Raw genomic sequence first — 26,510 nt, 5'->3', positions numbered from 1 at the left:
TAACTAACTTAATTTATGTTTTTTAACTCTTTGGCTTTTGCCATTTTTTTACCAATTGTTTTTTTCTTGTATTGGTTTGTTTTTAATAAAAGCAAAAACGCTCAAAATGCTTTATTGATAGTTGCCAGTTATTATTTTTATTCTTGTTGGGATTGGAGATTTCTTTTTTTATTGGTTTTCTCCACATTTCTGGATTATTATACCGGAATTCAAATCGAAAAAGGAAAATCAGATAAAAGCCGAAAATTCTGGTTTTGGTTAAGCATTATAGTTAATTTAGGATTTTTAGGAGTCTTTAAATACTATAACTTTTTTGCTGCTTCATTTTCAGAATTATTAAATACTGTAGGAATTCAGGCAAGTCCAATTTTGTTAGAAGTCATTTTGCCAGTCGGAATTTCATTTTACACCTTTCACGGTTTATCGTATGTAATTGATATCTATTATAAACGAATAAAAGCCGAATATAACTTTGTAGATTACTCCTTATTTGTGAGTTATTTTCCGCTTTTGGTAGCAGGCCCAATAGAAAGAGCGACACATTTATTGCCGGAAATAAAAGTCAAAAGAGAATTTGATTTAGAAAAAGCTAAAGAAGGTATTTATCAAATCATTTGGGGGCTAGTCAAAAAAGTAGTAATTGCTGATACATGCGCAACTTATGCCAATGCTATTTTTGATCATTATACTTCAATGAATTCATTTTCATTAATTCTGGGGGCAGTGTACTTTGCATTTCAGATTTATGGAGATTTTTCAGGGTATTCAGATATTGCATTGGGAGTTTCAAAACTATTCGGATTAGATTTACTACGAAACTTTAATTATCCTTACTTTTCAAGGGATATTGCAGAGTTTTGGCGTCGATGGCATATATCACTTTCGTCTTGGTTTCGTGATTATTTATACATCCCATTAGGAGGAAGTAAAGGTGGAATTTGGATGAAAATCAGAAATACATTTATCATTTTTGTAGTCAGCGGATTTTGGCACGGAGCTAGTTGGACATACATTGCATGGGGATTTATTAATGCCGTTTATTTTTTACCATTGTTATTATCTAATAGTAATCGAAATAATATGGATGCAGTTCTGCTAAAATTCAATTTAGATTCGGCAAAAGTTATAATAAGCATTCTTTGTACTTTTTTATTAACTTGTTTGGCCTGGGTATTTTTCAGAGCCAAAACAATTACGGACGCGGTTTTGTATTTAAAGAGAATTTTTACTAATAGAGATTTTAGCTTTCAATATTTAGACAACGAAAGATATAGTTATGAAATTTTGCTAATGATTGGTGCGTTTGTTTTAGTCGAATGGAATAATCGTACCAAAGTTGAGCCACTTTCAGGAAAAAGAAGTATGCTTAAAATAGCTTTGGCTATTGGAGCCATAATAGCTTTCGGAACTTATTCAGATTACAAAGAATTTATTTATTTTCAGTTTTAATGAAACAGTTTTTGACTTATACGCTCAAGATTTTATGTATCACGATCTTAATAGCAATCATTCTTGACGGATTGTATACTTATGTTTTTTTGCAATCTAAAAATAGAGGAAAAATAGAGGATGTTTTTAATTCAAAATACAGAAATTTTGATGTGGTAATCTTAGGTTCATCAAGAGCTAATAACCATTTTGATGCAAAGATGTTTGAAGAAAAAGGATTAAAAACTTTTAATTATGGAATGAGTGGGGGACATTTATTTGAGGCTTCCTTACTTCTAAAGTTAATGATTGAGAGAAAATATAATATTAAGAATGTAATTCTGGAGGCAGATTTGAATTTGTCAAACGAACATGAAGCAGAGGGAATATCGGCTTTATTTTTACCTTATATTCACAATTCAAAAATCATAAAAAGTCATTTTGAAAGGCAGCAAAATTTTTGTGAGTTATATTATATTCCTTTTTACCGATATATTAAATATGAAACTAAAATAGGGTGCAGAGAGACATTTTTTGCAGCTATTCACAAAAAAACAAACCAGTTAGATAACCTGGGATACCGTGGATTAGAAAGGCATAAAAACGCTAATATGAAGAACAATATTGCAAAACTAAATCCATTGACTCATAATAAATATTATGAGGAAATCAAGATTATCTGTAAAGCCAATAAAATTAATTTTATACCAGTAATGACACCCATGTGCGAGAATGTTGTGGGTATGAACTATTTTGACAAAGTAAAAAAAGCTTATCCTGAAATTCATAATTATGAGAATGTAGTAATAGAAGATAAATATTTTTCATCATGCGGTCACATGAATGATACCGGGTCTAAAATTTTCACTTCCATAATTTTAAGAGACTTTTTTAAGAAATGATTCATATAGCTTTTCTAACTCCAGAGTTTCCTCATGCCAAAGTAGCAAATGCTGCTGGTATTGGTACCAGCATTAAAAATCTTGGAATCGCTTTAGTAAAAGAAAATGTAAAAGTCTCAGTATTTGTTTATGGTCAAAAATCAGAAGAAATCATTGTTGAAAATGGAATTAAAATTCACTTGATAAAAAATAAAAAATATAAATTATTGAGTTGGTTTTTTCATCGAAAACATATTCAGAATTATTGTAATGCGATTATTGAAAAAGAAAAAATTTCGCTCATTGAAGCTCCTGATTGGACCGGAATTACAGCTTTTATGAATTTTAATATTCCGGTAATAATTCGTTTTCATGGCAGTGATACTTATTTTTGTCACTTAGAAGCCAGAAAGCAAAAACGCAAAAACTTGTGGTTTGAAAAAACAGCGATTCAACAGGCTGATGCATTTATTGCACCAACTGGTTTTGCAGGAGAAGTTTCTAAAAAACTTTTTAAAATCAAAAAAAAAGAAATTAAGGTTATTTACCACGGATTGGAACTTCAAAATTTTGAAAACACAACTCCGGAAGCCTACGAGAAAAATTTAATATTGTATATAGGAACTTTAATTAGAAAAAAAGGAGTGTTAGAATTGCCTGAAGTTTTTAATAAAGTGCGACAAAGTTTTCCTGAAGCCAAATTGGTTTTAATAGGAAGTGATGCTCCTGATATTCAAACAAAATCAAAATCGACCTGGCAATTGATGAAAAATCAATTTAAGGATGAGGATTTAAAAAATGTGAATTATCTGGGTAAGATTCCCTATTCTGAGATTCAGCATTACATAAAAAACGCAAATGTATGTGTGTTTCCTGCTTATGCTGAAACCTTTGGCATGGTAACCATTGAATCTATGGCATTGCAGAAAGCGGTTGTAAACAGTAATATAGGCTGGTCTAAAGAACTTATTGAAGACAAAGTGAATGGATATTTGGTTCACCCGGTTGATTATGATTTATATTCTACAAGAATAATAGAGCTATTACAAAATGATCAGCTTTGTTTAGAGATTGGTAAATTGGCAAGGTTTAAAGTAGAGTCAAAATTCGATATAGGTAAAATTGTTTCAAAGAATATTGATTTTTATAAAGAAGTTTTAAACTCAAGGAAATAATGATAGCGATTTATCATGAAAATAATAATGTAGTTCAGGTTGAAGTTGATGCAAAGCCCATCACTTTTTCTCAAAATAATATAGCCAGAACATTATTCGAAATGTCAGAGTTATATCCCAATTCCTTATTGATTTGGTGCCATATTGATTTAAAACCCAATTTAAATCTTGCTGGAATGGATACGGTTTTTCATCATAATAAAATAATGGTATCATATAATCCTATTGATGAAACGTTTCTTTCAGAAGCAATTGGATATTGTGAGTTATCATCTTTCATTAAAATTAATAAAAAAGTAAGTTATCCAAGCTGGCTGGTTAGTAGTTTTGCAGGCGGAATTCATACTTCGGTTTTAAATACTTTAAAAGATAGTTTATCAACATCCGGCAGCTTTGATTATTTTTTAAATTCGTTAGCAAAACTTGCTATGCCTGAAGGTCTTCTATGTTATTCTGAGCCTCAATTATTAACTGGTTTTCCACGAAAAATCGCGACAAGCAAGAAAAATATTTTTGTATTATTTCGATTTGTAAAACAGCATTATAAGATACAGTGGATCTTTCTGTTGTTTTTAAATTTATTTTTGTACGAAAGAAAGATACCCGTTTTGCCTTTTGTTTTTAGTCTATTTTATGTTCGAAGAAAATTAAGCGAAAATATTTTAGATGAAATTGAAGTCAGCTCTAAGGAACAGGTTACGGGCGGAAAAATAGATGTTATTATTCCCACAATAGGTAGAAAAGATTATTTATACAATGTTTTGCAGGATTTAAAAATACAGACAAGTTTGCCTTCAAAAGTTATAATTGTAGAGCAAAATCCAAATCCTTTAAGTATATCTGAATTAGATTATCTTACTTGTGAAAATTGGCCGTTCTCAATAGAACATATTTTTACGCACCAAACAGGAGCGTGTAATGCCAGAAATTTAGCATTAAAGGAAATCAAAAGCGAGTGGGTCTTTATGGCTGATGATGACATTAGACTTGAAAAATATTTTCTTGAGAAAGCTTTAGAACAGATAAAATTGTACGGAATAAAAGCCGCAACTTTTAATTGTTTTCAAAAAAATGAAAAATTAATTTATAAAAAAATATTTCAATGGCCTACTTTTGGTTCCGGATGTAGTATTGTTAAGCATCAATTTATAAAAAATATGCAGTTTAATATGAAATTCGAGTTTGGTTTTGGGGAAGATGCAGATTTTGGTATGCAGCTTCGTAATCAGGGTGTTGATGTTATTTATTTTCCAAAACCTGAAGTTTTACACTTAAAAGCTCCAATAGGAGGGTTTAGAACTAAACCTGTTTTACCTTGGCACAATGACAAAATTCAGCCGAAACCTTCACCAACGGTTATGTTGTATGACCAGTTGCATTTGTCTAAACAACAGATAAAAGGATATAAAACCATTTTATTTTTTAAGTTTTACAAATTACAGACTATTAAAAATCCAATACGATATTTTTTAAATTTTAAAATGCAATGGAAACAAAGTGAATATTGGGCTAATGAATTAAAGAATAAAAAATGAAGTTTTCACTAATAGTTTGCACTTATATGCGGCCAGAGCCTCTACTGAAACTCTTAAAATCGGTTCAGGCGCAAAGTTTATATCCAAATGAAATTTTAATTGTAGACGGATCAACTAACAATAAAACGGAAACGATTTTAAAACAAAATTCATTTCAATATTTAAAATACGAATTAGTTTCTGATGAAAATAGAGGACTAACCAAACAAAGGAATTTTGGTATTTCTAAAGTAGCAAAAGATATTGATGTTGTTTGTTTTTTAGATGATGATACGGTTTTAGAATCGGATTATTTTAAAAATTTACTTCATACATATGCCGTATACCCGGAAGCCTTAGGGGCAGGCGGGTATATTATAAATAATAATGCAGATTGGCAAAGATGTAGTGAAAACGAAGTTAAGAAGTTTAATTATTTCTATTTTGAAAGTTGGAAAAGAAAATATTCCCAAAGGTTTGTTTTAAGAAAAAAAATAGGTTTATTAGACAATAGTCCTCCCGGAATTGTTCCGGATTTCGGACATGGAAAAGCAATGAGTTATTTTCCGCCCACAAATAAAATCTATAAGACAGAATTTTTTTTAGGAGGTGTTTCGTCTTTTAAAAAGAATATTTTAGAAACTATTAAATTCTCAGAATACTTTGAAGGATATGGTCTTTATGAAGATGCTGATTTTACGATAAGGGTATCTAAAATAGGAGATTTGTATGTTAACACATCTGCTAAATTATTTCATTATCATGATGATGGCGGAAGACCCAACCAATTTCAATATGGAAAAATGGTTTTACGTAACGGATGGTATGTTTGGCGAGTAAGTTTTCCCAAGCCACTACTAAAAGCACGAATAAAATGGAATTTAACTGCACTATTTCTCACTGCTGTCCGAGCTACCAATATCTGGAATAGTAAAAAAAAGAAGGAAGCATTAACAGAAACAGCGGGAAGGATTTATGGTTGGTTTTCAATATTGTTTAATGCACCAAAACAAAAATAACAGGTATGAATGTATTTTCATTGTTTAAGAAAAGGAATTATATTTATTTTTATCATAGACTAAAACCATATTCAAGATCTGTTAGAAAAGGAATGCTGGATTATTCAGATTATGAATCATTAAATAATTTAAGTGATTACTTTAGAATATCAGATTTTAAAAAAATTGTCGTTGTAGCAAGTGGTCCCAGTGCAAAAAAAATAGTACTGGAGAAAGACGCACTTTATTTTTGTTGTAATGATTCAATTAATATTGTGAAAACCATGCCTCATATTTATGTTGTTCATGATCCATTTTATCTAATTAAATATTTGAAATCTTTTGTTCCAACAGATAAATGGATGGGAACTACTTTTTGGATAATGGATAATAAATCTAAAATAAACTCCAATTCGTTTGAAAAAGTATTGTATTATATTCTTAGAAAACATCGAAATAAAAGAGAATTTTTGATTACTAATTATAAGTATAATAAAAGTTCAGAATTCTTATATAAAGAATTAATTGAAAGTCTAAAGGAAGATTTTGGTTTTACATATCAAAGTATTAATTCAGGTTTCAATACCTTAATGTTAGGAGCAATATTAGCCTTAAAAAAAAATAAACCCCTTGAAGTATATGGTCTGGATATGGGAATTGGAGGGAATCAATATTATAATAAAAGTGCAAGTATAGGAAAAAGTATAAGTGGTGATAACAATAAAGAGATTGTTAAAGACTTTCTTAACCAATTGTACAAACAAAAAATTAAAATTTATAATGCCTCAAATTTTATGAATTATGAATCAAAATAGTTTTTATGGAGTTTGCAAGTGCTGTGGCGCTGAAATTAAAGATGAAAATCAAAAAATTAATTTAGTGAAGTGTAATTCATGCGATTTGGTTTTTTGTAGAAAAATTTACACTGAAAAGGATTTTGAAAGGGTTTATAACGAACTTTACAATGCAACTAATCCCAAATACAGTAAACACTCTGTTGAAGAGTTTAATAATTTAAAAAAGCAAATTGTAAATATTGGTTATAATAGAAAAATACTGTTGTCTAAAATAATTAAAAAGCATAAGCAAAAATTTTTAGAAATTGGTTCAGGTATAGGACTAGTAGGAGTTTATTTAAAGAGTTTTAAAAATATAATTTACGAAGGTATCGAAATTGATAAAGCTACACATGAAAAAGCATTAGAATTAGAAGTTAACTCTATAAATGGAGATTTTTCGAAAATGAATGAGAATCATGAGACGGTAGATATCATTATGTTATGGGAAGTTTTGGAGCATATTCAGGACCTTAAATTATTTTTTGAACTGGCAAAGAATAAATTGGCTCCAAAAGGTAAATTAGTTTTTTCAGTTCCTAATTACAATAAGCGTCTCAATTATAATATTATTGAAAGAGATGATAAAATATACCAAAGCGGGCCTCCTGTTCACCTTAATTTTTTTGAAGAAAAATCCATAAAAAAAGTTTTGGATTTCAATGGATTTAAAACGAATGAAATTAAAATTAAAAAAATTCCTTATTTGGATTTAAGAAATAAAAAGTTTTTTAACTTTCTGTTCAAGGCGTTAATTGGCAAGTATCATGGCTCTACTATTTATGTAATTGCCGAATTAAAGTAAAATGAGATTTGCAATAATCACCCATGTTAACCACATTCAGAAAGGCAGCCAATATTTTGGTTATGCTCCTTATATACGTGAAATGAATATTTGGTTAAAATATGTTGATGAGGTAACCATTGTAGCGCCTCTTGTAGAAAGAGCTCCTTCAGTAATTGATATTGCCTATAATCATAATAAAATTAATTTCAAAAAGGTCCCTAATTTTAATATTACTAATTTTAAAAGTATAATAGCATCTTTAATGAAGTTTCCGGGTATTTTTCTTAAGATATTCCATGCAATGAAAAAGGCAGATCATATTCATTTGCGATGCCCGGGAAATATGGGATTAATAGGCTGTATTATACAAATGTTTTTTCCGTATAAAATTAAAACGGCCAAATATGCAGGAAATTGGGATCCAAAAAGCAAACAGCCGTTTACATATAAATTGCAGAAATATATTTTGGGTAATTCTTTTTTAACACGTAATATGCAAGTTTTGGTTTATGGTGAATGGGAGAATCAATCTAAAAATATACGACCTTTTTTTACTGCAACTTATTCAGAATTAGAAAAAGAATATATACCAAAAAAAGCTTTTAACTCAATAATCCAATTTTCTTTTGTAGGAAGTTTGGTTGCCGGTAAAAATCCGTTATATGCTATCAAATTGGTTCAGCATTTAGTACAAAAAGGAAACAATATTTTGTTAAATATATATGGAGAAGGTGTTGAACGAATTGCTATAGAAGCTTATATACAAGAAAATAAATTATCAGATTATATAATTCTAAATGGTAATCAGGATCAGGAAATAATTAAGGGAGCTTATCAAAATAGCCATTTTGTACTTTTACCTTCTAAAAGTGAGGGATGGCCAAAAGCAATCGCTGAAGCTATGTTTTGGGGATGTGTACCTGTCGCTACAAAGGTTTCTTGCGTACCTTTTATGCTAGATGCCGGCAATAGGGGGATTTTGTTAGAAATGAAGCTGGAATATGATACAAAACAAATCGATAATTTGCTAAAAAATCAAAATGAATTTATTTTAAGGAGCGAATTAGCAAGAGAATGGTCGCAACAGTACACTACAGATATTTTTGAATCCGAAATAAGAAAACAATTAATAATATGAGAGTTGTACAGATAATAGACTCTTTAGAAGTAGGAGGTGCTGAACAAATGGCAGTGAATTATGCAAATGCATTATCTGAAAGAGTTGCTTTTTCGGGCTTGATTGTAACGCGAAGAGAAGGAGCACTTTTACAACAGATTGACCCTAAAACGTCTTATTTGTTCTTGAAGAAGAAAAAAATAATCGATATAAAAGCGGTTCTGCAGTTAAAGAATTATCTAAAAAAAAATAACGTATGTCTCATACATGCTCACAGTTCTTCTTTTTTCATTGCTGTTTTATTAAAAATTATTTCGCCGGGCATTAAAATTATTTGGCATGATCATTTAGGAAAAAGAGTAACTCAGACAAAAAAAAATAATCGTATCCTAATACTTTTTTCTTCTTTTTTTAATTCTATTGTTACAGTAAATCCACAATTACTTGACTGGAATAAAAAGCACTTGCTTTGTTCAGATGTATCATTTTTGCCAAACTTTGTTAAAACTAAAATTGAGTTTCAAAAATCAACCTTTTTGAGAGGTACCGATTTAAAAAGAATCGTATGTATAGCAAATTTAAAAGAACCAAAAAATCATATAGCTATTTTAAAAGCATTTTTAAATTTGAATTTAAAAGATAGCGACTGGACTTTGCATTTAATCGGGCATGATTATTTTGATGATTATTCAGAGAACTTAAAAAAAATTATAAAAGAACATTCTCTGGAAAATCACATTTATTTATATGGGAGCAGAAATGATGTTGCGCATATTTTATCACAAGCAGCTATTGGGATTTTAGCTTCTACGCAGGAAGGATTTCCTGTTGTATTATTAGAATATGGTTTGGCTAATGTGCCTGTTTTATCAACTAATGCAGGATATTGTTCTTTATTGATAAAAAATCATTTTAACGGCTTGTTGTTTGATCCAAATAAGAGTGGTGAACTCGAAAACCAATTACATTATTTATTATTGTGCGATGAGGAAAAAAAGAAGCTTTACAGCAAAAATATGAAGCAAATAGTGATGGAATCTTACTCTGAAGAAACGGTAGTTCAAAAACTTATAATGGTGTATAAAAATTGTCAGAATGAAAAGTAAACTGTTTTTTTATATTTCACTGCTTCTTATTCATTCAGGAATAGCTTTGGTTGTTTTTGTTTTACCTTTTTTTAGTAAAATCTACGCTGTTATAATTCCAATTATCGGTTTTTTTTATGTGTATAAGACAAAAAACAAAAATAACGAAGTGTTGGTGGTCTGTGCTTACTTAGTAGGGGCAGAAGTTCTCATTAGAATGACAGGGGGGAACATTAATAATGAATATATAAAATTTTGCGTTATACTATTTATGTTAGTGGGAATGGCATATAGTGGTTTTTCGGTTAAATCAATATTTTTTTGGCTTTTTCTTTTACTGCTTGTTCCCAGTATTTTAGTCACAGCTTCAACAGATGATTATGGGGTAGATGTAAAGAAATATTTGGTTTTTAATCTTTCAGGTCCGATATGTTTAGGCGTTTCGGCGATTTATACGTTTCGGCGTAATGTTAGGTTTTTGGACTTACAATATATGGTTGTTGCAATGGGGTTACCCATTTTTACTACAGCAATCTATTTGTTTTTATATAATCCGAGTGTACAGGATGTAATTAAAAGTACACAATCTAATTTTGAAACTTCAGGCGGATTTGGACCTAATCAGGTTTCAACAGTTCTAGGCTTAGGCATGTTTGTCTTTTTTACACAATTGCTTTTATTTTCCAAGTCAAAAATATTACTTGTAATTAATGGTTTGATTGTTTTACTTATAAGTTACAGGGCAATTGTTACTTTTTCGAGAGGAGGAGTCATTACTGGAGTAGTAATGATTTTGGTTTTACTGAGCATATTGTACTTTTATTCGAGAGCCCAAATTAGACAGAAATTTATTTATATATTTTTGCTTACAGGTTTAATGGGAATTGCTGTCTGGTCTTATACATCAGCTCAGACTTCTGGTTTAATCGAAAAAAGATATTCAAATCAGGATGCTGCCGGAAGAAGCAAAAAAGATCGTTTAGGAGGCAGGGAAGCTATAATGGATATTGAATTTAAAACGTTTATGGATAACCCTATTTTAGGAGTAGGTGCAGGAATGGGAAAACAAGTAAGAAAAGACAAATTCGGCGTAAATGTTGCTTCACACAATGAAATAACACGTATGTTGAGTGAGCATGGTATTTTTGGGCTTTTCGGACTCTTAATACTTTTTATAACTCCATTTATTTTGTATATTAAAAATAGACAGCATTTGTATTTTTTATCTTTTTATTTTTTTTGGCTTTTGACGATCAACCACGCAGCTATGCGAACAGCTGCTCCTGCATTTGTTTATTCCCTGTCTCTTCTTTTAGTTCAGATCAGGAATCAGGAAAAAGACATTAATAGCCTGAATTAAATGTCAATATTTATAATACATTTGTCAATCATAAATTAACCTGAAAATTTTATGCTTTTTAAAAACAAGATGCATTTCGAAATATCTGAACGTAAAATATTGCTTCGTCTTTTTGATGCTCTGTTTATTTTAGGAATGCTATTTTTGATAGGTACGTTTTTTAATCATAATTATTTTGAATTTAAAACCATAAATTTTCAGGGACTGTGGTTATTGATAGGATATGTATATATTTTTGGATCAATTTTCGAGATGTATAATCTACAAGTTGCAAGTAATCAGTTTCAGATACTTCAAAGTGTAGTTTTAACAAGTACAGCCACAGTTTTACTTTATTTGTTTACTCCTGTTTTATCGCCTGAATTACCTAAACACCGATCAACAATACTGGTTTTTTATTTTACCGTTTTGAGTGCTTTATTGCTTTGGCGATTTTTTTATGTATACTTTTTGGCAACGCAACGATTTTCGCAAAATGTAATTTTAATTTGTAACAAGCATCAGGCAGACGAACTCGTTTTGGGTCTGGAAAACGTTGATCCTCATTATAAGATTATTGGTTTTGTAAATGCTGATTATTCTGCCGAAGAGGATTTTTCTTTAAATTACATTAAAGAAATTGAAAAGAGTGATTTGTTAAGTTTTGTAAGTAAAAATAATATCTCTGAAATTGTTATCGCTTCTCAAAAAACAGAAGGAATTACTTCCGATTTATACCAAAAATTGCTTCATTTGCTTGAATCAGGAAATATTATTAGAGAATATACCCAGGTTTATGAAAGTAAAACGCAACGAATTCCCGTTCAATATATTTCTCGGGATTTTTATCGTTTTTTCCCCTTTAGCAGGAGTAACAATAATAAGTTATATCTATTATTGGTAAGTATTCTTGAAACCATTTTTTCTTTAATGGGTTTGTGTTTTTGCGCTGTTTTTATTCCCTTCATTTTTATAGCCAATATCTTTTGGAATAAAGGACCTCTGTTTTATACACAGGAGCGAGTTGGTAAATACGGAAAAATATTTCAAATCTATAAGTTTAGGACAATGACTGAAAATTCCGAAACTAATGGAGCTGTTTTTGCGACATCAAATGATAAAAGAATCACACCGTTTGGAAAATTCATGCGTAAAACAAGAATTGATGAATTACCTCAGTTTATTAATGTCTTGAAAAGGGATATGGCTGTAATTGGCCCAAGACCCGAAAGGCCATTTTTTGTAAAAGAAATTGCAGATATAATGCCGTTTTATGAAACCAGACACGTCATAAGGCCCGGGCTTACAGGCTGGGCACAGGTTAATTATTCATACGGTGAATCTATAGAGGAAAGTCTTATAAAACTGCAATATGATTTGTATTATATAAAACATCGAAGCATATTCCTTGATCTGAGTATTACTTTTAGAACCATTACAACAGTTTTATTCTATAGAGGACAGTAAGTAATTTTAAATGATTATCGGAATTCTTTTTTTATTTCTGATGGCAACTCTTACCAAAACTATCCCGCTGGTAAAAATCATTGGTAAAACAATAAAAAAGTGTGCTTTGTTAATTATAAAGAGTGTATAAATAAGTAATAAAACCAAATGCAGTACAGCGAATTTATAGGTCCATTTTTTATTTTTAAATGCTGATAAAATAATTAAAATCAATAAAAATGGGCTAAATAACAAGATGTTATAATTCATTGCCAGTTCTTGGTGAAAAGAATAAAAACCAACTGAGAAAAAAAAGATTCCCATTACAGACAAAATAAATAAATAAATTTTATCGATAAATTTTTTGTTTATAAGGACAATAAAACCAAGTAAAATAATATAACTGTAAACGTTATTCCACCACGAATCCGGTGTTTCTTTTTTAAAATCTAATAATGTTTTGCTTTTGCTTACAAAAGCATGATTTTCAAAAGTTGTTTTTTCTAAACTATTTTTTAACTCAAAAGGCAGAAATATTTTAGTGCTTAATTGATCTACTTTTGTCCCAAAAATGATGCTCGTTCCTAACTTTTCATAAAAATGACCGTCAAAATAAGGAAATAAAACGCTTCTGTATGTTTTATCCGTATTTTCCTTTTTGGTAATTACGTCTTTTTTTAATGTTTTATTAATGACATCAACCACCATAGAAGTACAGTTTTTATCAATAAATTTATAGGTGTAATAACGATCCTCGGAAAGTAGAGTAGTATTTAAATTGTCAAAAAGTTTTTGTTTTGCCTCTTGTGAAATAAGCAGTTCTTGTTCAAAGACACTTCTTTTTTCGTAATTATATTCATTTATAAAATCAGCATAAGAATGTGCAATTACGAAATATTGTAAATCGCCTTTTGCAAATTTGGCCACAAAGTTTGGAGTTCTGAAATCAAATGCGCCATAATTGTATACAACATCAATATTGTTTGCAGTATCTGCTACACGAATTGCAGTATGTCCGAAAAAGGAATAAGATTCATTGCCAAGTCCACAAGTTAATACACTTACATGTGCTTCTTTTGATAAGGGTAAACTTTGTCCAAAACTAAAATTGAACATCAGTAATAAAAACATTATTTTTCGAAACGTAAAACCTCTCATGGCTGGATTTTTTTAATAATAAATCTTATCTAAAGATTCCTAAGTCTACTTTAAGCGAAAAAATATTAGAATATAGAGCAGTACTTTGGTTTCCTAAATCTGTAAGAGCATAATCAACCTGGATTCCTTTATATTTAAAGCCAAGCCCAATATTAGGCTGAAAATTTAATTTCTCTGTATTGTCTAATTGCGTCACGTTTTGAAAGTTTCCTACTCCTCCTCTTAAAAAAACAAGCTCAGTATAACCAAATTCAAGTCCAAGTGCAGGATCAATGCTCACAATATTGGATGAAATAATATCGTTAGTCTGTTCAAAACGCATATTTAGGTTTGTTGCAACCAAAAGACTCGTATCATTATGAAATTCAAACTTTTTAGAAATTCCTAATTGTGCTTTTGGCAATGTAATCTCAGTACTTTCCGGTAACTCCTGATTTTCTCCGGGAATAGCATCTGAGATTTTCTTATATTCTTCTTCATCAATATTCCAAACATTGTAAGTAGTTGTAATATCTCGTAACATCAATCCAAATTTCCAGCCGTTTCTTTCAAACTGTAGGCCAAAATCAAATCCAAATCCCCAGGAATTAGCAAATTTACCAATTACACGGCGAATGACTTTGGCATTTACACCGTACTGAAATCCTTCAATTGGCAGTTTTCGGGCATACGAAAATGTAAAACCATAATCAGCTGTCGAGAATAAACTGATACGGTTGTAATCAATATTGCCCTGATTATCTATTAATTCTGTTGTATCTAAAATGTCATCTACCCCAAAACGAATCATTGAAATTCCCCAGGCACTTCTGTCATCAATTGGAATTGCATATCCAATATAATCGTACTGAGCAATATTTGCAAAATAATTGGCATGCATTAATGAAATTTGGTGATCCTCAAGATTTGTCAAACCTGCCGGATTCCAATAAACAGAATTAACATCATTTGTCGAAGCAACAACAGCGCTTGACATTGCCAAAGCTGCTGCATCAACTCCAATATTCATAAACTCGTTCGAATATTTTCGAACAGTCTGTGCATAATGGGAAGCACAATTCCAAAACAATAAAAATACTAAGATTTTTTTCAACGTATTTATTTTTTCAAACCTAGGCTTGTTTTAATTTTTACCAAAAATATAATTTTTTACCGAGCTTATTTCTTCCTTTTCATAAATAATATAAAAGTCGAATATTAGAATAAAAAACTCTATTAAAAACGCAGATAAGATTGACTTATTATGCTAAATTTGCTCCTTGGATCTTCAAAATTATAAAAGATGAATATTAAAAAACACATTCCTAATTTAATTACACTAATCAATCTTTTTTGTGGCTGTATTGCCGTAGTTTTTGTTTCTGAACAAAATTATGAAATGGCGTTTTATATGGTTTGTTTAGGAATATTTTTTGATTTTTTTGATGGTTTTTTTGCCAGATTATTTAAAGTTTCAAGCCCGCTTGGTTTGCAGTTGGATTCTTTGGCGGATATGGTAACCAGTGGAGTCGTGCCGGGATATGTTATGTATAGTTTATTTGTAAAAAGCGCTCATCCGCATGACGTGATTGCATCTGCTTTTATTCCTTTTTTAGGATTTATTGTGACTTTAGGTTCTTGCTATAGATTAGCAAATTTTAATATCGACATTCGCCAAACAGATTCGTTTATAGGATTACCAACACCCGCAAACGCTCTTTTTATTTTGAGTTTACCTTTAGTAATTGAACATTCAGATTCCTTAATGGTATTCGAAATTTTAACAAATCACTGGGTTTTATTGGGTATTGTTTTGTGTAGCGCTTATATCCTGAATGCCGAAGTCCCATTATTCTCATTAAAAATTAAGAAGTTTAATTTTAAAGATAATGCTCTGCAAATAGTGTTCTTATTAGTTTCAATCGTATTGGTTTTAGTGATTCATTATATTGCTATTCCTTTAATTATTATTTTCTATGTGCTATTATCGGTTGTAAATAATACGTTTTTGAAAAAGTAGTTTATCAATGGCAAGAAAAACGACTTATCGCAAAACCACGTCCAAAAAATCAGGAAGATCATTCTTTGGTAAGATACTGCGTTTTGTTTTTTTATCCCTATTTGCATTATTGTTTGTTTTTGCAGTTTATCATTACCGTCGCGGATTAGCGTATTATTTTGGTTTTAAAACTAATAAGCTGTCCGAAAAAGAAATTGAAGATAAACGATTGTCAGATATTCGTAATTTTCAGGTACTGGCAAAACATCAAGGAAAATCAATAGGGTTGGATGTGTCTGAGTATCAAGGCGAAATTAGGTGGTCTTATGTAGATACTTTAGAACAAAAATATCCTCTTGATTATGTGTTTATAAGAGCAACTATAGGAAGAGACAGAAAAGATTTTCAGTTTAAACGAAATTGGATTGGTGCCAAAAAAAATAAAATGATCCGTGGGGCTTATCATTATTACAGGCCAAACGAAAATTCTATTGAACAGGCCGATCTTTTTATTAAAACGGTTAAACTTGAAAAAGGTGATTTGCCTCCAGTTTTGGATATAGAAAAATTGCCAAAAAATCAATCTTTGGATAGTTTGAAAAAAGGATTGAAACGCTGGCTTTTAAAAGTAGAAGATCATTACAAAGTACGCCCAATCATTTATACAGGGGAGCGTTATTATTCAGATTTTTTAAAAGATGAATTTGGGGAATATTTATTTTGGATAGCCAATTATAATTTCTACAGAGAAAAAATTGAAGATGACTGGTTATTTTGGCAGTTTACAGAAAAAGCAAATGTACCAGGAATTGATCGTACTGTAGATATAAACATTTATAATGGTGATCTACAACAATTGCAGTTCATCACAGTCGATTAGTTTTTTTTGTAAAGAGTAGTGAAAAGAAAAATGGGAAGAATTAAAATAAATGTTTTAGTTCTTCCCATTACTATTTTACTATAAATTATTTTTAAAATTCCAATTTCTTCTTACGCAGCTCAAAATTTTGCCCAAGGTAAACACGGCGAACCATTTCGTCTTCAACTAATTCTTCCGGAACTCCTGCTTTCAAAATTCCACCTTCAAACATTAAATAGGTTTTGTCTGTGATAGCCAAAGTTTCCTGAACGTTGTGGTCGGTAATTAAGATTCCAATATTCTTGTTTTTTAACTGAGCTACAATTCTCTGGATATCTTCAACCGCAACTGGGTCAACTCCTGCAAAAGGTTCGTCTAATAAAATGAATTTTGGATCTGTGGCCAAGGCACGAGCAATTTCAGTACGTCGTCGTTCTCCTCCTGAAAGTAAATCACCACGATTGGTACGAATATGTTCTAAACTGAATTCTTCAATTAAACTTTCCATTTTTGCAATCTGTGCTTCCTTTGAAAGTTTAGTCAATTGTAAAACGCTTAAGATATTATCTTCAATGCTTAGTTTTCTAAAAACGGAAGCCTCCTGTGCTAAATAACCAATTCCTTGTTGTGCGCGTTTGTACATTGGATAATCGGTAATATTCAAATCATCCAGATAAATGTTTCCCTGATTTGGCTTTACTAATCCCACAATCATGTAAAAAGAGGTTGTTTTCCCGGCACCATTTGGCCCCAAAAGCCCAACGATTTCTCCCTGATTTACTTCAACGGAAATTCCTTTTACAACACTGCGGCCTTTATAGGTTTTGATTAAATTATCGGCTCTTAGCTTCATTTTTGTTTAATTAGATAATGTGTCAATTGGATAATTAGATAATTCAATTCTGTAGAAATATATTTTTTATCTTTGAGAGAGGCAAAATAAGTTAAAATAAATTAATCAATTAAGAGAATTAACAAATCATGTTTAAAATTATCTAATTGACTAATTATCTCATTGTCTAATTACCTGCTTCTTCAAGAGCTTCCCAAAATTCATATGCTCTTCTTAAATGCGGAATTACAATTGTTCCTCCAACCAAAGTTGCGATTCCCATTGCTTCCATCATTTCTTCTTTGGTTACTCCTTCTTTATGACTTGTTTCTAAATGATATTTTACACAGTCGTCACATCGTAAAACAGCAGAAGCCACTAAACCTAAAAGTTCTTTTGTTTTTACATCCAAAGCTCCTGGTGCATAGGCATTAGTGTCAAGATTAAAAATTCGCTTTACAATTTTATTGTTATCAGCCAGTAATTTTTCGTTCATTTTAGAACGATAGTCGTTAAATTCTTGAATAATATCAGACATTTTCTTTGTTTTTATAAACAATTTTGGATATAAGAATACTAATTTCGTATATAATTAACATTGGTATCGCTACAATTGTTTGACTTACAACATCTGGGGGAGTAACGATTGCAGCTACAATAAGAATGATAACTACAGCATATTTCCAGTATTTTCTTAAAAAATCAGGTGTTACCAAGCCTAATTTGGTTAAAAAATAAATAATGATTGGTAACTCAAAAAATAATCCACTAGCCAGAATACTTGTTTTTACCATTCCCATGTAAGAGGATAAGGTAAATTGGTTCTGGACAACATCACTCACCGAAAACGTGGCAACGAAATTTACTGACATTGGAATTACCACATAATAGCCAAATATAACACCTAAGAAAAAAAGTAATGAAGAGGCAAAAATAAACAACTTTGCATTTTTTCTTTCTTTCTCATATAAAGCAGGACTGATGAACTTCCATATCTCCCATAATATATAAGGGAAACCCAGAATAAATCCGCATAAAATACACATCCATACAAATATGTTAACCTGACCTTCCATTTCAGTATTTTGAATTATAAAATTCATTTCAGTAATACAAATGCTGTCAGCAAATCCTAATTGATGTGATAAGTCGCAAAACCATTGATAGGTAAAAAATGAAGGTCTTGTAGGTCCTAATAATATGACATCGAACAGATAATCGCTAATAAAATAGGTAAAAAAAGCCATTACAAGTATGGCAATTGTACTTCTTACCAATAACCATCTTAATTCTTCAAGATGATCTAAAAAAGACATTTCGTTAAGGTTTTTCTTTGTCATTATACAATTCCTTCTTTTAAAATGTCATGTAAATGCAATACTCCTTTGTATTGGCCATCGTCAGAAACAATCAATTGTGTTATCGAAAAATCTTCCAAAATATTCAGGGCATCTACAGCCATGGTATTTGAAGAAACTAATTTTGGATTTTTACTCATAATATCTTTGGCGGTTAAATCTGCAATCGAATCTCTGTCGTTCAGCATTCTTCTAATGTCCCCATCTGTTATAATTCCTATTATTTTATCATTTTCGATAACGGCAGTTACACCAAGTCTTTTTTCGGAGATTTCAAAAATTACCTTTTTAACAGATGTGTCCGGCGAAACCATAGGTTTTAAGGAATTCTCAATCATATCTTTTACACGCAGTAATAATTTTTTGCCTAAAGCGCCCCCTGGGTGATAAACGGCAAAATCTTCGGGTTTAAAGTCACGCATTTCCATAAGGCAGACTGCAAGTGCATCACCCATGACAAGTTGTGCTGTTGTGCTGTTTGTAGGAGCAAGATTTATGGGGCACGCTTCCATATCAACAGTGGTGTTTAAAACATAATCAGAACCTTTTGCTAAAAACGAAGTTATATTTCCTGTCATTCCAATCAAAATATTTCCAAAGCGTTTTAGTAAAGGAACTAAGGCCTTAATTTCCGGGCTATTTCCGCTTTTTGAAATACAAATTATAATGTCGTCATTTTGTATCATTCCTAAATCTCCATGGATCGCTTCAGAAGCATGAAGGAACATAGAAGGGGTTCCGGTAGAATTGAATGTGGCAACCATTTTTTGCGCAATAATGGCGCTTTTTCCGATTCCTGTAACAATTAATCTGCCTTTTGTTTGGTAGATGCGTTGTGTTGCTTCGTAAAAATTTTCATCAAGAAAATCAATTAATTTTGTAATTGCCTCACTTTCAGAGAGTATTGTTTTTTTTGCGATAGCTAAAATATTTTCTTTTGTAATCAAAACAGGAAAGTTAAAATTTGTGAATGTGAAAGAAATTCGTATCTTTATGATGCAAATTTATACAAAATACCATTAATATAAAGAATGAATTCAAACGAAATTGAAATACATAAAGAATTAAAGAAGTATTTCGGCTTTAGCCAATTTAAGGGTTTGCAGGAACAAGTTATTACAAGTATTTTAAATAGAAAAAATACTTTTGTCATTATGCCAACCGGGGGTGGTAAATCTCTTTGTTATCAACTACCTGCTTTAATTCAGGATGGAACAGCAATCGTTGTTTCTCCTCTAATTGCTTTAATGAAAAATCAGGTTGATGCTATTCGAAGTCTTTCTTCTGAAAATGGAATTGCACACGTACTTAATTCATCTCTCACAAAAACAGAAATTGCTCAGGTCAAAAAAGATATTACATCTGGTTTAACTAAACTTTTATATGTTGCGCCGGAATCTTTAACAAAAGAAGAATATGTGGCTTTTTTACAAAGTGTTCCTATTTCATTTGTAGCAATTGATGAAGCGCATTGTATTTCAGAATGGGGTCATGATTTCAGACCTGAATATCGAAATCTGAAAAACATCATCAAACAATTAGGACAGGTTCCTATTATAGGACTTACTGCTACTGCAACTCCAAAAGTTCAGGAAGATATTCTGAAAAACCTTGATATGTCAGATGCGAGTACTTTTAAAGCATCTTTCAACAGACCAAATTTATATTACGAAGTACGTACAAAAACTAAAAACATTGAGTCGGATATTATTCGATTTATTAAACAGCATAAAGGAAAATCAGGAATTATTTACTGCCTGAGTCGTAAAAAAGTAGAATCGATTGCTGAGGTTTTGCAAGTCAACGGAATCAGTGCTGTTCCTTATCATGCAGGTTTAGATGCAAAAACCCGTGCCAAACATCAGGATATGTTTTTGATGGAAGATGTAGATGTGGTGGTTGCAACAATCGCATTTGGGATGGGAATCGATAAACCGGATGTTCGTTTTGTAATTCATCACGATATTCCAAAATCTCTCGAAAGTTATTATCAGGAAACAGGTCGTGCCGGACGTGATGGAGGAGAAGGACATTGTTTGGCTTACTACTCTTATAAGGATGTGGAAAAGCTAGAAAAATTCATGTCTGGGAAACCAGTTGCCGAACAGGAGATTGGTTTTGCTTTGTTGCAGGAAGTTGTAGCTTATGCCGAAACCTCGATGTCAAGAAGAAAGTTTCTTTTGCATTATTTTGGTGAAGAATTTCCGGATAATGGCGATGGGGCTGATATGGATGATAACGTGCGAAATCCTAAAAACAAAATTGAAGCGAAAGATCAGGTGGTTAAGTTGTTGGAAATTGTTCGCGATACGAAGCATATTTACAAATCAAAGGAAATTGTATTTACTTTAATTGGCCGTATAAATGCGGTTATTAAGGCACATAAAACAGATACGCAGTCGTTTTTTGGTTCAGGATCTGACCACGACGAAAAATATTGGATGGCACTTCTTCGACAAGTTCTCGTAGCAGGATATTTATCTAAAGATATAGAAACTTATGGAGTAGTTAAAATCACCAAAAACGGATTGGATTTTATTGAAAAACCAGTTTCTTTTATGATGTCTGAAGATCATGAATATAATGAATCTGAAGATGAAGCTATTGTCACTGCTGGAAAATCATCAGGAACTGCAGATGAAGTTTTGATGGGGATGTTACGTGAATTGCGTAAAAAAGTAGCCAAAAAACTTGGAGTTCCTCCTTTTGTCGTTTTTCAGGATCCTTCTCTTGAGGATATGGCTTTAAAATACCCGATTACTTTAACAGAATTGTATAATATTCATGGAGTTGGGGAAGGAAAAGCCAAGAAATATGGTAACGATTTTGTTGCTTTAATTAGTCGATATGTAGAAGATAATGATATTATTCGCCCCGATGATTTAGTGGTAAAATCAACCGGAGTTAATTCAGCTAATAAATTGTATATTATTCAGAATATAGATCGAAAATTACCATTAAGTGACATTGCTTCTGCCAAAGGACTTTCCATGGATGCCTTGATTAAAGAAATGGAAATGATTGTGTATGCAGGAACCAAGTTAAATATCAAATATTGGGTTGATGATATGCTTGATGATGATCAGCAGGAAGAAATTCACGATTATTTCATGGAATCAGAATCCGATAAAATCGAAGATGCACTTAAAGAATTCGATGGAGAATATGATATTGATGAATTACGACTGATGCGAATTAAGTTTATTAGTGAGGTTGCAAACTAAAATGTTTCTATGAGTTTAAAGTTTTTTTTTACCTTTATTTTTCTTCTTCCAACGGTAAATTTATTTGCGACAGCCCAAGTTCCAGATTACTTAATAGTAGAAAAGGACACTTTAAGCATACAATCAAATCCATTAGAAGGTTATTTTAAGGAACATCCAATTCCTGCAAATTTAATTACCTTAACGTCCAGTGCTAATTGGAGAGGTTATATTGCTTATTTTAAATTTTTGGATGGGAAATTAGTTGTTGAAAATATTTATAAAGAAGAATACAAAGAAGATGATAAGGGAAATTCTCATTTCTTTTTGACGTCAATATATAAGAACATTTTTGGTGAAAATAAAAATTTTGAATGCAGTTATTATTCCGGCCTTTTGATTTGCCCTTCTGGAAAAATATTGCAGTATGTTCATATGGGGTATAGTTCTTTGTATGAAAATTACAATCTTATAGAATTAAAAGATGGAGTTAAGGTAAAATCTAAAAAGTTAACTGCTCAGGAATTTATGGATTATAAAAAGGATTATTTTAAATACTATAAGAAAACTGAAGAATACCAACAAAAAGCAAAAGAATTTAAAGAAATGACAGCTGATGTTGATAAAAAGCTGGATTTGAGCATTTCTGGAAATTCAAAGAACAAAAAGAAAGAAAATAAATATTTGAATGAAAAAGAAGCTGCTTACAAAGCAGATAAAGAAGTAGAATCTTTTATGTTTATCTTTTTAAATGATTATATGAAAACAATTGAAATACCAGTTAATTAATTTTATGAAAAAAGCTTCCTTATTATTTGCGCCAGTAGGTTTGATTTTATTATCACTCTTAATTTTTAGTTTTTCATCTAATCTAAAAGAACAAGACTCAAAATTAATTGGTGTTTGGAAAGGTTTCGAAGTTGAGAAACAAATTGAAGGCGTAGAAAAACACTGGATACAGCAAAGATTTGAAAATGGCACCTATGTTATTATGTTTACAACAAAGCAGGACTGTCAAATAGAAACTTTTACAGAAAAAGGGAAATGGTGGACAGAAAAAGGAAAATTCTATGAACTTTCATCCAATGCAAAAGATCCTGAAATATACATATACAATGTAAAAAATGAGGATGAAGTGGTAGATTTTAAAAGTGTTAAGATGTCAGGAGAAAAAAATGAAAGTTATACCTTTAGTGACTACAAAATTAGTTTCTAATCCCTAAAAAAATAAAAAATTCCAAATTCAAACTGAATTTTCAGTTTGAATTTGGAATTTTTTATTTACATCTTACTCAGAATACAGTTCTCCTCGATGTGGTTTCAAAGCATCTCTTACCTGAATCATGTTTTCATCAGTAACAACCATAAAAGCAATTGCCAGCATTTCGGTGATGACTTCAAAACCCGTTATATTTAAGGGGAGTTTTTCGATTGCGATATATTCTTTCAAATGAATTTCATGATGTTCCGCTGTTTTTGCAGAAGCAGGACCACGAAAATCCCAAATTAGTTTTATTTTTCTCGACATTATTATAGGTGTAAAGTTTCAAAGACACAAAGGTACAAAGTCTCACTTCAAAATGTTATTTTTGCATATTCTTTTCATAAATAGAAAAGCTAATCGAATAAATAAAATACAATGCCAAGAGAACTTTTACTTCAGGTAACTCCCGAAATAGCAGCAAATGAATTATTGCTAAAAGACTATTTGTCCAAACAAATAAAAGTATCTCCCCAGGAAATTCAACATGTTTCGATTCTGAAGCGATCAATTGATGCGCGGCAAAAAGCGATAAAGATCAATTTAAAAGTATTTATTTATTTAAAAGGAGAACCATTTCAGGAATCTAAAATTGAACTTCCTGTATATAAAGACGTTTCAAAAGCGCAGGAAGTAATTGTTGTTGGTGCAGGTCCGGCAGGACTTTTTGCAGCTTTGCAATTAGTTGAATTAGGACTAAAGCCAATTGTAATCGAACGAGGAAAAGACGTGCGCGGACGCCGACGTGACTTAAAAGCAATAAATCGCGAACATATAGTAAACGAAGATTCTAATTATTGTTTTGGAGAAGGTGGCGCAGGAACTTATTCAGATGGGAAATTATATACTCGTTCTAAAAAGCGTGGTGATGTTACCAGAATCTTAGAACTTTTAGTAGCTTTTGGAGCATCAGAAGATATTCTGGTAGAAGCGCATCCTCATATTGGGACCAATAAATTACCTAAAATAATCGAAGACATTCGTAACAAAATAATCGAATTTGGTGGTCAGGTTTTGTTTGATACCCGTGTGACCGATATTTTATTAAAAAACAATGAAGTTGAAGGAATTGTAACTCAAAATGGAGATACGATTCTTGCCAATAAATTGATCTTGGCAACGGGTCATTCTGCACGTGATATTTTTGAGTTATTAGATAAAAAGAAAATTTTTATTGAAGCAAAACCTTTTGCATTGGGTGTACGCGCAGAGCATTCTCAGCAATTAATTGACAGTATTCAATATAGTTGTGATTATCGTGGTGAACATTTACCCCCCGCGCCATATTCTATTGTAAAACAAGTTAACGGACGCGGAATGTATTCATTTTGTATGTGCCCCGGAGGTGTAATTGCTCCTTGTGCCACAAGTCCGGGAGAGGTTGTTACAAACGGCTGGTCGCCTTCTAAGCGTGATCAGGCAACGGCAAATTCCGGAATTGTAATTGAATTGAAATTAGAAGATTTTAAACCTTTTGCAAAATTTGGCGCCTTGGCCGGAATGGAATTTCAAAAAAGTATTGAACAAAAAGCATGGCATTTAGCAGGAAGAACGCAAAAAGTTCCGGCACAGCGTATGATTGATTTTACTCAGAATAAAGTGTCAGCAGATATACCAAAAACATCTTATGTTCCCGGAATCACTTCGGTAGAAATGGGGCAGGTTTTTCCAGGATTTTTATCGCAAATTTTGCGTGAAGGGTTTAAAGAGTTCGGAAAATCCATGCGGGGTTATTTGACCAACGAAGCAATTTTGCATGCACCGGAAAGCCGAACTTCATCACCGGTTCGTATTCCAAGAGATCCTATTACTTACGAGCATTTGCAAATAAAAGGTTTATATCCGTGTGGAGAAGGAGCGGGCTATGCGGGGGGAATTATTTCTGCGGCAATTGATGGTGAAAAATGTGCTTTGATGATTGCGGAAACTTTAAAATAATTTTAGAGCAGAAAATATTTAATGTCTGTATTTCTTATTACTTTAGAGATACAACATGTGAATAATAATTAACTGCTATGAAAAACTTTTTATCAAATTTATTTAATAGAAACAATGAACCAAAATCAATAATTTCTTTTGATGTTATTGAGCCAATTTATTCATACTTATATAATCAAAATGGAAGTCTTGAATTCAAAATAAAAGGGATTCAGGAAACAATATCGGTTAATTTATTCTATTTCCCAGGTTCGTTTGATCATAACGACGGACATACAGAAATTAAAAAAGCGGGTTTCAATAACGCTTATGAAGTTTTAAATGAACTTTATAAAAAGATTGATATCGGTGGTGTTTCTGAAGAAAATATACAAGAAGGCCTGGAATATGATTTTATTCATATTCAGTTTTATTCAGTACCAGGTATGCAGATGAAAACACATTTTAAACGTATTCTGAATAACTTTGTCATCTTTTTTTGCTGTACAAACAGTACAGAAATAAACGATTTTAAGATTTTATATTCAAGTGGTCATTTTATAGATTATACAAAAGGTTTGTTGGACTCAGAGTATCTGAATTTTAATAATCCAAAAAATGAAACGCAGGAAATTGGCATCAAAGATTTTAAAACTGTTTTGCAGGGGATTTGTCAATATATGAATATTGAAATTCCGAAAGATATTGAGCTGATTTCTTCAGAGAATTTACTACAAGCAGAAGAAGTTACAGCAGAAACTTTTGAAGAGTTTATAAAGCTGGTTTCAAGAGGGAATGTAGATCAAAAACTACTGACGAAACATTCTAAAAAGCTGTTTAAAGATTTTCAAAAAGAAACAAAAGAGTATCATGCACAAGTTGAAGGTCATTTCGATTTTTTTGAAAGTATAAATGCATGGAACAGCGACTGGAAATTTGATCCCGAAGATGCTGAATATTTTATTTCTGAAATGATTGGTGAGGATTTAAATTTTGAATACCCGGAAGAAACATATAGTCATGAATTATTTCCGTATATTCAATCTGCTTTAGGAAAATTAGATTTTGAATTAATGACTTACGATACAGGTGGGGATAATTATTTATTTTTTGTAGTAAATAAAAGTGATTCAGAAAGGATTTTAGAATTATCAGACATTATTAAAATAAAAATAGATAAACTATATTAATCAATTTAGCTGATGTTTATTTATGTAATAAATGTCAATTTTACACTTGTGTGTAAAAACAAACAAACATTTGTTACATTCTGTTTTTAATTTTTTTTTCTTTTGTAAGAGTAAAAAATTCATAATCACATATTTTTTTTGTATGTAA

At 31.2% G+C, this 26,510-nt stretch carries 25 protein-coding genes; 18 read left to right on the top strand and 7 right to left on the bottom strand.

The window, feature by feature from the left end; genetic code table 11:
• Positions 1-15: 15 nt before the first annotated feature.
• Genes FLACHUCJ7_RS21705 through FLACHUCJ7_RS21655 form a run of 11 tightly spaced genes read left to right on the top strand, consistent with a single transcriptional unit; the run spans position 16 to position 12,627 of the window.
• A complete protein-coding gene (locus FLACHUCJ7_RS21705; RefSeq protein WP_180910412.1) occupies positions 16-1,449 on the top strand; it encodes an MBOAT family O-acyltransferase in 1,434 nt (477 codons plus the stop codon).
• The gene (locus FLACHUCJ7_RS21700; RefSeq protein ID WP_180910411.1) at positions 1,449-2,330 is read left to right on the top strand and encodes a hypothetical protein; all 882 of its coding nucleotides are present in this window, start codon (positions 1,449-1,451) and stop codon (positions 2,328-2,330) included. Before FLACHUCJ7_RS21705 ends, FLACHUCJ7_RS21700 begins: the two co-directional genes overlap by 1 nt.
• Entirely contained in the window at positions 2,327-3,484 is a 1,158-nt protein-coding gene (locus FLACHUCJ7_RS21695; protein ID WP_317170947.1) for a glycosyltransferase family 4 protein, read from the top strand. Before FLACHUCJ7_RS21700 ends, FLACHUCJ7_RS21695 begins: the two co-directional genes overlap by 4 nt.
• Positions 3,484-5,019: a glycosyltransferase family 2 protein gene (locus FLACHUCJ7_RS21690; protein ID WP_180910410.1), complete on the top strand. Its 1,536-nt coding sequence runs from the start codon at positions 3,484-3,486 to the stop codon at positions 5,017-5,019. Before FLACHUCJ7_RS21695 ends, FLACHUCJ7_RS21690 begins: the two co-directional genes overlap by 1 nt.
• The gene (locus FLACHUCJ7_RS21685; RefSeq protein ID WP_180910409.1) at positions 5,016-6,017 is read left to right on the top strand and encodes a glycosyltransferase family 2 protein; all 1,002 of its coding nucleotides are present in this window, start codon (positions 5,016-5,018) and stop codon (positions 6,015-6,017) included. The genes FLACHUCJ7_RS21690 and FLACHUCJ7_RS21685 overlap by 4 nt, the downstream gene beginning before the upstream one ends.
• Before the next feature lie 5 nt (positions 6,018-6,022).
• Positions 6,023-6,811, top strand: coding sequence for a hypothetical protein (locus tag FLACHUCJ7_RS21680; RefSeq protein WP_180910408.1), 789 nt, complete (start codon positions 6,023-6,025; stop codon positions 6,809-6,811).
• Positions 6,798-7,637 carry a class I SAM-dependent methyltransferase gene (locus FLACHUCJ7_RS21675; RefSeq protein WP_180910407.1) on the top strand — a complete coding sequence of 280 codons (840 nt, stop codon included), beginning with the start codon at positions 6,798-6,800 and terminating at the stop codon, positions 7,635-7,637. Before FLACHUCJ7_RS21680 ends, FLACHUCJ7_RS21675 begins: the two co-directional genes overlap by 14 nt.
• Position 7,638: 1 nt before the next feature.
• The gene (locus FLACHUCJ7_RS21670) at positions 7,639-8,757 is read left to right on the top strand and encodes a glycosyltransferase (RefSeq protein ID WP_180910406.1); all 1,119 of its coding nucleotides are present in this window, start codon (positions 7,639-7,641) and stop codon (positions 8,755-8,757) included.
• On the top strand, positions 8,754-9,842 hold the full coding sequence (locus FLACHUCJ7_RS21665; RefSeq protein ID WP_180910405.1) for a glycosyltransferase: 1,089 nt from the start codon (positions 8,754-8,756) through the stop codon (positions 9,840-9,842). The genes FLACHUCJ7_RS21670 and FLACHUCJ7_RS21665 overlap by 4 nt, the downstream gene beginning before the upstream one ends.
• Positions 9,832-11,181: an O-antigen ligase family protein gene (locus tag FLACHUCJ7_RS21660; protein ID WP_180910404.1), complete on the top strand. Its 1,350-nt coding sequence runs from the start codon at positions 9,832-9,834 to the stop codon at positions 11,179-11,181. The genes FLACHUCJ7_RS21665 and FLACHUCJ7_RS21660 overlap by 11 nt, the downstream gene beginning before the upstream one ends.
• A 51-nt stretch (positions 11,182-11,232) precedes the next feature.
• Complete coding sequence (locus FLACHUCJ7_RS21655; protein WP_180910403.1) at positions 11,233-12,627, top strand: sugar transferase; 1,395 nt, start codon at positions 11,233-11,235, stop codon at positions 12,625-12,627.
• A gap of 6 nt (positions 12,628-12,633) precedes the next feature.
• Here the strand turns inward: FLACHUCJ7_RS21655 and FLACHUCJ7_RS21650 are convergent, their stop codons facing one another.
• Both FLACHUCJ7_RS21650 and FLACHUCJ7_RS21645 read right to left on the bottom strand, forming a co-directional pair.
• Positions 12,634-13,764 (bottom strand): lipoprotein N-acyltransferase Lnb domain-containing protein, encoded by a 1,131-nt coding sequence (locus FLACHUCJ7_RS21650; RefSeq protein WP_078225800.1) that lies wholly within the window; start codon positions 13,762-13,764, stop codon positions 12,634-12,636.
• A gap of 25 nt (positions 13,765-13,789) precedes the next feature.
• The gene (locus FLACHUCJ7_RS21645) at positions 13,790-14,857 is read right to left on the bottom strand and encodes a putative type IX sorting system protein PorV2 (RefSeq protein WP_449536173.1); all 1,068 of its coding nucleotides are present in this window, start codon (positions 14,855-14,857) and stop codon (positions 13,790-13,792) included.
• A 189-nt stretch (positions 14,858-15,046) separates the two neighbouring features.
• Here FLACHUCJ7_RS21645 and FLACHUCJ7_RS21640 point away from each other — a divergent pair, with 189 nt between their 5' ends.
• Both FLACHUCJ7_RS21640 and FLACHUCJ7_RS21635 read left to right on the top strand, forming a co-directional pair.
• Complete coding sequence (locus tag FLACHUCJ7_RS21640; RefSeq protein ID WP_078225801.1) at positions 15,047-15,763, top strand: CDP-alcohol phosphatidyltransferase family protein; 717 nt, start codon at positions 15,047-15,049, stop codon at positions 15,761-15,763.
• 7 nt (positions 15,764-15,770) lie between these two features.
• On the top strand, positions 15,771-16,622 hold the full coding sequence (locus FLACHUCJ7_RS21635; protein ID WP_180910402.1) for a GH25 family lysozyme: 852 nt from the start codon (positions 15,771-15,773) through the stop codon (positions 16,620-16,622).
• A 91-nt stretch (positions 16,623-16,713) separates the two neighbouring features.
• On the opposite strand, the gene lptB is transcribed toward FLACHUCJ7_RS21635, so the two are convergent.
• The 4 genes from lptB to FLACHUCJ7_RS21615 form a co-directional block, all read right to left on the bottom strand.
• Positions 16,714-17,454, bottom strand: coding sequence for an LPS export ABC transporter ATP-binding protein (lptB, locus tag FLACHUCJ7_RS21630; protein WP_012022391.1), 741 nt, complete (start codon positions 17,452-17,454; stop codon positions 16,714-16,716).
• Between the two features lie 166 nt (positions 17,455-17,620).
• Positions 17,621-17,971 (bottom strand): carboxymuconolactone decarboxylase family protein, encoded by a 351-nt coding sequence (locus FLACHUCJ7_RS21625; protein WP_078225803.1) that lies wholly within the window; start codon positions 17,969-17,971, stop codon positions 17,621-17,623.
• Positions 17,964-18,773 (bottom strand): twin-arginine translocase subunit TatC, encoded by an 810-nt coding sequence (gene tatC, locus FLACHUCJ7_RS21620; RefSeq protein ID WP_180910401.1) that lies wholly within the window; start codon positions 18,771-18,773, stop codon positions 17,964-17,966. The genes FLACHUCJ7_RS21625 and tatC overlap by 8 nt, the downstream gene beginning before the upstream one ends.
• Positions 18,773-19,738, bottom strand: a complete 966-nt coding sequence (locus FLACHUCJ7_RS21615; protein WP_031455963.1) for a KpsF/GutQ family sugar-phosphate isomerase — start codon at positions 19,736-19,738, stop codon at positions 18,773-18,775. The genes tatC and FLACHUCJ7_RS21615 overlap by 1 nt, the downstream gene beginning before the upstream one ends.
• Positions 19,739-19,822: 84 nt before the next feature.
• Between FLACHUCJ7_RS21615 and recQ the strand changes: the two genes are divergently transcribed.
• Genes recQ through FLACHUCJ7_RS21600 form a run of 3 tightly spaced genes read left to right on the top strand, consistent with a single transcriptional unit; the run spans position 19,823 to position 23,210 of the window.
• Positions 19,823-22,015, top strand: a complete 2,193-nt coding sequence (gene recQ, locus FLACHUCJ7_RS21610; RefSeq protein ID WP_078225805.1) for a DNA helicase RecQ — start codon at positions 19,823-19,825, stop codon at positions 22,013-22,015.
• Between the two features lie 9 nt (positions 22,016-22,024).
• A complete protein-coding gene (locus tag FLACHUCJ7_RS21605) occupies positions 22,025-22,783 on the top strand; it encodes a hypothetical protein (RefSeq protein ID WP_180910400.1) in 759 nt (252 codons plus the stop codon).
• A gap of 4 nt (positions 22,784-22,787) precedes the next feature.
• Positions 22,788-23,210 (top strand): hypothetical protein, encoded by a 423-nt coding sequence (locus FLACHUCJ7_RS21600; protein ID WP_123921936.1) that lies wholly within the window; start codon positions 22,788-22,790, stop codon positions 23,208-23,210.
• Positions 23,211-23,282: 72 nt separating this feature from the next.
• Here the strand turns inward: FLACHUCJ7_RS21600 and FLACHUCJ7_RS21595 are convergent, their stop codons facing one another.
• On the bottom strand, positions 23,283-23,522 hold the full coding sequence (locus tag FLACHUCJ7_RS21595) for a hypothetical protein (RefSeq protein WP_031455959.1): 240 nt from the start codon (positions 23,520-23,522) through the stop codon (positions 23,283-23,285).
• Between the two features lie 111 nt (positions 23,523-23,633).
• Between FLACHUCJ7_RS21595 and FLACHUCJ7_RS21590 the strand changes: the two genes are divergently transcribed.
• Together FLACHUCJ7_RS21590 and FLACHUCJ7_RS21585 are read left to right on the top strand one after the other, a co-directional pair.
• On the top strand, positions 23,634-25,193 hold the full coding sequence (locus tag FLACHUCJ7_RS21590) for an NAD(P)/FAD-dependent oxidoreductase (RefSeq protein WP_180910399.1): 1,560 nt from the start codon (positions 23,634-23,636) through the stop codon (positions 25,191-25,193).
• Positions 25,194-25,270: 77 nt separating this feature from the next.
• Positions 25,271-26,362 carry a DUF6630 family protein gene (locus FLACHUCJ7_RS21585; protein ID WP_180910398.1) on the top strand — a complete coding sequence of 364 codons (1,092 nt, stop codon included), beginning with the start codon at positions 25,271-25,273 and terminating at the stop codon, positions 26,360-26,362.
• The last annotated feature ends 148 nt before the right edge of the window (positions 26,363-26,510 follow it).

Origin of the sequence: Flavobacterium salmonis (assembly GCF_903819435.1) — a bacterium.
Lineage (GTDB): Bacteria > Bacteroidota > Bacteroidia > Flavobacteriales > Flavobacteriaceae > Flavobacterium > Flavobacterium chungangense.
Note: the sequence above shows the minus strand (reverse complement) of the source record. Positions and strands in the feature narration are given on the sequence as shown.